The sequence below is a fragment of the Paenibacillus xylanivorans genome (assembly GCF_001280595.1).
In the GTDB taxonomy this organism is placed as follows: Bacteria; Bacillota; Bacilli; order Paenibacillales; family Paenibacillaceae; genus Paenibacillus; species Paenibacillus xylanivorans.
Genome location: NZ_LITU01000068.1, coordinates 276300 through 283273, shown reverse-complemented (window position 1 = coordinate 283273; position 6974 = coordinate 276300). Strand labels below are relative to the sequence as shown.

Below are 6974 nucleotides of genomic sequence, written 5' to 3'. Positions count from 1 at the left end.
AAGTGTCTACTTGACAGGGATAATACCAGATTACCAGAATCGTTAGGGTTTTATTTGACACGAATTGGTTTGATAGTTTAGCGTTTCTTCAGGGGAATCTACTTCTTGACGAGTTCCAATATTTCATTGGCTACAAGATCCGGGTGATATTGATGAATATAATGCTCGGTATCTTTGATAGTAATCTGCTTCGATTGCTTCGACCAGGACGTAAATTCAGCTTGGGTTTTATCCCATATCGGCTCACTGGCCCCGAAGTAATCTGCTGTCAGTATGGTAAGTGGAAACGGGAAGGGCTTTTTGTTGTCGACGACAACCTTGGCATTGGCTGTCATTTCACGCAACTCATCCACGGTGTTAGCATTCCCATAGTTAAGCAATAGAGCTGTTGTATCTATCTTCTTCAGTTCATCAGGTACAAACGTTAGACCGTTTCGATTGGCATTAGATGCTTCCACAACAGCGTTAGACTGTAAAGTCAACCGAAACAAACCGGTTTTGATCCGGAATTGATTCATGAAACCACCAATCACACTTGCTATATCGTCAGTGTCATTGGCGTAATATTCCGGACTTCCCCCATCCAACATCACAATCCCTTGTACTTCATCCGGATACTTTTGCGCAAACCGGAGCGTTTCGAGCGAACCAAGAGAGTGACCCACCAGAACGTATGGAGGCTTTTGCCCAGATATCTCTAATAATTCGTGCAATTCATCTGCCACGGTATCGACATCGCGTTTCTTATCGGTCATATCGCTATAACCATAGCCAAAGCGATCATAAACCGCAAATTTCGTGTAGGGTGCAAGCTTTTCATAGAGAGGATAATAATCCACATAAGGGTCAGCTGTACCCCATCCGGATGCAAGGACAACCGTTGCATCTCCTTGACCACCCGTATATAAATGCATATTGTCTCCGTGTATACTGTAAAGCTTGCCAGGTGGAATAAATGTTTTCTGATCCTGACGGGTGCTCACTTGTTGATAAATCAAGCCTGTAACCAGAAGGAGGAGTACAGCCACTGCCCCGAATATAAATGTTTTAAATAATCTTCTGCGCCATTTTTTCATCATCTCTCACATACTCTCTCTGTATTTTCTCTATCATATATGCCCAATCTTATTGGAGAGAAAACAGAGTCTTAATTCCACCTTAATTATTTTGTGCCCAATTAAATTGAATATAACGTATACGCCATACATTATAAAGCACTCTAAAAGCGAAGGCTGCTGTTTTGGGTTACTCGAATGAATTAATGATATAGTCCTCTGAGATGTTCGTTGGTGGGCTGTAAAATCTTCGACAGCAGTACGATCTGGCCCGTATGGTAGCCAAAATGCGAAGCGACCTTTACCAATAGAGAACGCACAATTTTATGCTCATGCGATCTTTGGCTTCATCCTCACTGCGGTTCATGCGATTCCAATCTGTTAGTTCATAGGGAAGGGTCACTTCTCTGGACAAATCATCCTCGCAGAGAGCTGATAAAATCATTGTTGATTCTGCTCGAACATGGCGAAGCTTGGCTATTAATTGCTCCCGGGTGATGCCACCCTTGGTCTCAAACTCAACAGAGCGCTCCCGAAGGAGGGGTTTGAAGCCAATGCCTGTTACTAGGTTCTGATATTCATTGCCCGCCAAATGCAGACAATAATTTCCCACACTGTTCATGCCAGGCTGGAGCCTGCTCCAAATCTGTTCATCGTTCAGCCTGTTCAAGCTGGTTTCAATGCGTTCAAGCTGCTTGTTCATGTCCTCAACAGGCGAATTGATTATAAACGAACAATGATTTAATATAAAGCAATATTACTCCTGTTATACTCAAGATTGAATGATGGCTTGAATTATTGATTATAGAGAACAGAAGGTATGAATAATGACAAAATACGAAAATCAGATTCCTACATCCGCAGGTATGAGCTTCAGCTCCCTCGTGAGCATGTTGAAAGATTCCATGCGGAGAAGTATAGAGCGAAGACCTGCGGGTAACATTCCCGTAGAGAAATATGAACCAGCGGAATCGTTAAATGTATCCGATAATCCTCAGGTGACATGGTTCGGTCATTCGGCCTTTTTGCTTGAGATCGAAGGACACAGACTGCTCTTTGATCCAATGCTCGGCAACCGTCCATCTCCTGTATCCTGGGCGGGTACGAAACGATACAGCACTAACCTGCCGATTCAACCTGAGGATTTTCCAGCCTTGGATGCGATCATTATATCGCATGACCATTATGATCATCTGGACTACTCTTCCATCCGCAGATTAAAGAATAAAACAAAGCGGTTTATTGTCCCGCTTGGCGTGCGTCGACGACTAATTCAACTGGGTGTGCCTTCGGAACAGATTACTGAACATAACTGGTGGGATGAGCTGTCCTTCAAAGGGCTAACATTTGCCTGTACCCCTGCACGCCATTTCTCGGGCAGAGGATTGTTGGATCGCAATTCTACATTATGGTGTTCGTGGGTCATTGCTGGACAAGAAACGAAGGTTTTCTTTAGCGGCGATAGCGGATACGGTCCGCATTTCAAGGAAATCGGTCGAAAATACGGGCCTTTTGACCTGACCCTGATGGAATGCGGCCAATATGACGAGCGTTGGTCCAACATTCATATGATGCCGGAAGAAACGGTTCAGGCTCACTTGGATGTCAAGGGAGGACTGCTCATCCCTGTTCATTGGGCCGCTTTTACATTGGCCTATCATGCATGGAACGAGCCGGTTGAACGGATTACCAAGGCTGCACATGCATTGAATGTCAACATTGCAACACCTAAAATCGGTGAGAAGGTTGTGCTGCATTCGGAGACTTACCCGAGCCAGCCATGGTGGCGATCGAACTGAGGTTGATAGAAAAAGCGTTCCCTCATCGAATGAGAGGACGCTTTTTCTTTTTTGTATTTATAATAGAATAGATAGGGCGCTGCAGATGAGCAAAACGCCCATCACCATATTAAAAGGACGTTCATATTTCAATAAAAAACTTTGGAATAACACACCACATAACCCCCACGTCATATTCGCACTAACACCTATGATGGTGAGAAGCAACGAAAAAACGATAATATGGACATGTGACTGCCCAAGAGGCATGACAAATACGGAGATAGCCGTAAGACCATACAGAATGACTTTGGGATTGAGGAATTGCAGGGTAAAGCCAAAGAGGAATGAAAAACGATTCACCTTGGGATCTTTGGCACTCGCGGGTTTACTTCGCATAATTTTAATTGCCAAATAGAGCATGTATACACATCCCAACACGTTCAGGGCTGGTTTGATCCTTGGGATGTATTGATGCAAAATAAGGTTGAAATAACTGGACAGAAACATAATAAGCAGGCAGCCGGCTGCAACGCCACCAATAAACGGAAGGATTTTTCTGAATCCTTCGTTTCTTGCATGAGTCATGGCAATGATGTTGTTGGGACCCGGTGTGAATGAAGCCACGATTGCGTACGTCAGTAACGGTATAATATTCATAAGTCCTCCACAATTGATTCTCGGTGTATGTTATATTTAGTTGAAATGTACGCTATAACGTACGATCTTTATGATTGTACAATACGTACGCTATATAGCACAATATAATCTTTTTAAAACAGAGGTGACTTTATATTGAAAAACATTAATGTTGTTCTGGCACAGAATTTGAAGCAGCTCAGGGAACAAAGAAAGCTTAGTCTGGACAAGGTTGCCGAGATGTCTGGAATTAGCAAGACCATGCTTGGTCAAATTGAACGGGGAGAATCGAACCCTACAATTGCTACCGTATGGAAGATTGCGAACGGCCTGAAAATTTCGTTTACCGCCTTGATCCACGAGCCGAAGTCGGACACTACAGTCGTAACGGGCAGTGATATTCAAGCATTGATGGAGAATGAGGGGAAGATTCGGATTTATCCGCATTTTACTTTTGAAGAGGGGCGACGTTTTGAAATGTACGTTATGGAGATGGATGAGGAGTCTTCTTTGAATGCTGAACCGCATATCGATGGGGCAGAGGAATTTATTACGGTTTTTGAAGGGGAAGTTACAATTCGGGTTGGAGAGGAGAACTATACGGTAAAACAAGGGGAGTCGATCCGTTTTCGCGCGGACAAGCCTCATGCCTATAAGAATTCGGGTGCCTCTGCGAACAAGTTAAGCATGGTCATCCATTATTCAAAATGAAATGAACAGAACGCCAATAAGCAGCCTGTAAACTCGGCTGCGTATTGCCGTTCTGTTATAGATCCAACTCCAGCGGCAAGGTTGCTGATTAAGGCTTTTCTTTTGCCTGACGCTTAATTTCTGCGAGGGTTAACGCTTTATCATATACTCTTACGTTATCCATCGAGCCTTTATAGAAGGGGTCAGCTGTATAACGGCTTTTGCCCAGATAAGCTTCCGTCACTTGCAGATCCTTCGGGTTAAACGTAATTTCGGTGCTGCTTGCTACAGCTTTTCCGTTCACATACAGAGTGCCTGTATCTCCCTGAAGGGTAACAGCGACATGTACCCATTGATTGGAGGGCAGCGGTTCAGCAGCAATAAGGCTCTGATCCTGTCCCTGATCATGAATCGTGAATTGCAGAGATCCAGTATGCTGGGCGGGAGTAAGGAACATATGTCTGGTCAAGCCATTTCCAAAATCGAAAATTCGCTGCCAGGCTCCGCCGCCACTCCAGTTGACCCATGCACTAAAGGTGAAATCCGTCGTATCGGTAATGATTCCGGGCAGCTGAATGTAGCTGTCTGTTCCATTGAAGGCGGCAGCCTGATTTTTGCTGTTAACCGCAGAAGTCGCCACATTAAAGGCTTGCCCGTGATATTCATTTTTGCTGAAATCCTGTACGATTTTTGCAAGTTTCTTTTGATCAAACGTATATTCTCCAAGCAGAGGACTCACCGCTTGCTGTGGAATGGTAACATTAAACGTTTTGGAGCTTACCGCGCTTCCTTTGCGGATCGTTGCCGTTAATGCCACCTTGGCATCTCCCTTACCAGCGCGAGGGCGATTGACTACTCCGGTAGCGGACAGGGCAGAGGTGTTGGAGGATTTCCATGTAATCTCTGCATCCCGTGTTCCCTTGGTCGGGAGGGACAGGTTGAAAAATACAATCCCCGTGTCGCCGATGTTCAGATCCTTTTTCACCGCATTAACTATATCCTGATCCTTCAATGCAGTCATCTGACTTCCCCAGATGGCCACGCCAGAGGAGGAGAGCGCGCTAAAGGTCAGAACCGTCTTCTGGGAATCCGGCTCCCATTCATGCGTGAAGACGCCATTATACACTACGTTATTTGATGTGATTTGCACCTGATTGTCTGCTCCAAGAGTCCATGTTCCCGTCACGGCACCACTAATCTGCCCATCTGCTGTGAACTGAACGGTCTGCGATGATATGATCTCGGCCGTGATTTCCTTCCCGTGATTCACCCAATTGTACTGACCAGCAATATTCTGGGTTATCAGTGGGGCAGTCTCCTCTTCTAACGCCGCATAGCGATAGGGAGAAACGACTGGCCATCCTTCCGAGTTCATATGCATCTCATGTACGCTGACTTCATGCTCTTCTCCGCGCCCTGGAAAGCGGGAATGGAAGATCAGAAATTGTTTTCCGGTCTCAGCATCATAATAAGCGGAGTTATGTCCTGGTGATACATAGCCGATACCCTGACCTGTGCCGGGGTCACCGATCTGTCTTTGAAAGAGGAAGTTTCCCAGTAATTTGACGCCAAAAGGCTCGATTGAGCGGTCATCAAACAAGGGTTTGTCCTTGTCCGCCTTGACGTTGATCATATCGTTTCCTTCGGCATCGAGGAAAGGACCGTCAGGTGTCTTGGAACGAGCTACACGAATGTTATATCCCCCGTCAGCACCCAATCCGCCATAGGAAAGATACAGATAATAATAGTCAGTTTCAGGACTATATAGCATGTATGGCGCTTCAATTCGGCTGTGATTGCCTCCGGTCAGCTTTTTTCCATAACCCTGGTTAGGCAGTGGTTTTCCCGTCGTTTCGTCCATCTCCAGAATGAAAATCCCCCCAGAATAGGAACCGTACACCATCCAGAGCTTGCCGTTTTTATCGAAAAACACATCAGGGTCGACCACATTCGGATGTATGGTTGCATCGTATATGGTGCCATCCTCACTGATCTGATCCCACATGCCGGATTTCAGCAGAATACCCTGATCTTTATAAGGCCCCTCAATATTGTCTGCGACAGCAACGCCTAACGCAGAGCGGGGAGAGTCCCCTTTGCACGCATTGTAATACATATAAAATTTTCCATCTGCCAGCTGAATTACGTCTGCCGCCCATAACGTATCGGTCTGCGCCCATTGCAGGGCTTCAGCGAATTCCTTGGTTACATTGGGCACAACAGGATTGGCATCTGTAACCCCGGAGGCGACCGAATCCCAATTCATCAAATCCTTGGACTTGGCTACCTGAAGATGTGAGCCGAAAATATAAAAGGTATCATCCACCTTAATAACGGAAGGGTCATGAACGGAAACATTCCTGAATGATGGAGCCGCATTCTCAATGGATGTGGAAACTTGCGGGATGGAACTGACTGCCCCCGGACTGTCCGCCAATACGGAGACGGGTGCCAAAGCTGTTGCCGTAAGTAATGCAGTGCTCAGTAAAGAAATGTTAAGTACGCTTACCCAATAACGTTTCATACGTTTCCCCTTTCCCAATACCTGAAATGAAAAATCAATCTATTCACTGCCGCAAACGTTATATGGCCGGACAGCCCTCCTTTTCGTTAACATTAAATATCAAGCGCTTTCATTTGTTATATTATCAATCAGTTTATATATTTGTAAACCATAAATATTATCGTTAGGAGGTCTTTATGACTGAAAGGGAGATAAGCAAAAGTTTGAATCATTCTTATGAATTCCTGTACTACATTGGATTTTCTGTAATTTTGGGATTGAAATCTTGACTCGGAATAAGATACTATA

The 6974-nt window shown here is 45.1% G+C and carries 6 protein-coding genes; 2 read left to right on the top strand and 4 right to left on the bottom strand.

Translation table 11 applies throughout. The features are described from left to right. Window positions 1-98: 98 nt before the first annotated feature. Entirely contained in the window at window positions 99-1079 is a 981-nt protein-coding gene (locus AMS66_RS19715) for an alpha/beta hydrolase (RefSeq protein ID WP_236703530.1), read from the bottom strand. A gap of 277 nt (window positions 1080-1356) precedes the next feature. Further along, window positions 1357-1758 (bottom strand): DUF1572 family protein, encoded by a 402-nt coding sequence (locus AMS66_RS19710; protein WP_236703529.1) that lies wholly within the window; start codon window positions 1756-1758, stop codon window positions 1357-1359. Between the two features lie 124 nt (window positions 1759-1882). On the opposite strand from AMS66_RS19710, the gene AMS66_RS19705 reads away from it, so the two are divergent. After that, on the top strand, window positions 1883-2854 hold the full coding sequence (locus AMS66_RS19705) for an MBL fold metallo-hydrolase (protein WP_053782401.1): 972 nt from the start codon (window positions 1883-1885) through the stop codon (window positions 2852-2854). Between the two features lie 57 nt (window positions 2855-2911). Here the strand turns inward: AMS66_RS19705 and AMS66_RS19700 are convergent, their stop codons facing one another. After that, window positions 2912-3493 (bottom strand): LysE family transporter, encoded by a 582-nt coding sequence (locus tag AMS66_RS19700; RefSeq protein WP_053782400.1) that lies wholly within the window; start codon window positions 3491-3493, stop codon window positions 2912-2914. Window positions 3494-3628: 135 nt separating this feature from the next. On the opposite strand from AMS66_RS19700, the gene AMS66_RS19695 reads away from it, so the two are divergent. Then, window positions 3629-4183, top strand: coding sequence for a helix-turn-helix domain-containing protein (locus AMS66_RS19695; protein ID WP_053782399.1), 555 nt, complete (start codon window positions 3629-3631; stop codon window positions 4181-4183). 88 nt (window positions 4184-4271) lie between these two features. Here the strand turns inward: AMS66_RS19695 and AMS66_RS19690 are convergent, their stop codons facing one another. Continuing rightward, window positions 4272-6686, bottom strand: coding sequence for a family 43 glycosylhydrolase (locus AMS66_RS19690; protein WP_053782398.1), 2415 nt, complete (start codon window positions 6684-6686; stop codon window positions 4272-4274). Between the last annotated feature and the right edge of the window lie 288 nt (window positions 6687-6974).

Excerpts from the sequence above, each read along its gene's own strand:
- AMS66_RS19715 (WP_236703530.1), bottom strand. The coding sequence starts at position 1,079 with ATGATGAAAAAATGGCGCAGAAGATTATTTAAAACATTTATATTCGGG.
- AMS66_RS19710 (WP_236703529.1), bottom strand. The coding sequence starts at position 1,758 with ATGAACAAGCAGCTTGAACGCATTGAAACCAGCTTGAACAGGCTGAAC.
- AMS66_RS19705 (WP_053782401.1), top strand. The coding sequence starts at position 1,883 with ATGACAAAATACGAAAATCAGATTCCTACATCCGCAGGTATGAGCTTC.
- AMS66_RS19700 (WP_053782400.1), bottom strand. The coding sequence starts at position 3,493 with ATGAATATTATACCGTTACTGACGTACGCAATCGTGGCTTCATTCACA.
- AMS66_RS19690 (WP_053782398.1), bottom strand. The coding sequence starts at position 6,686 with ATGAAACGTTATTGGGTAAGCGTACTTAACATTTCTTTACTGAGCACT.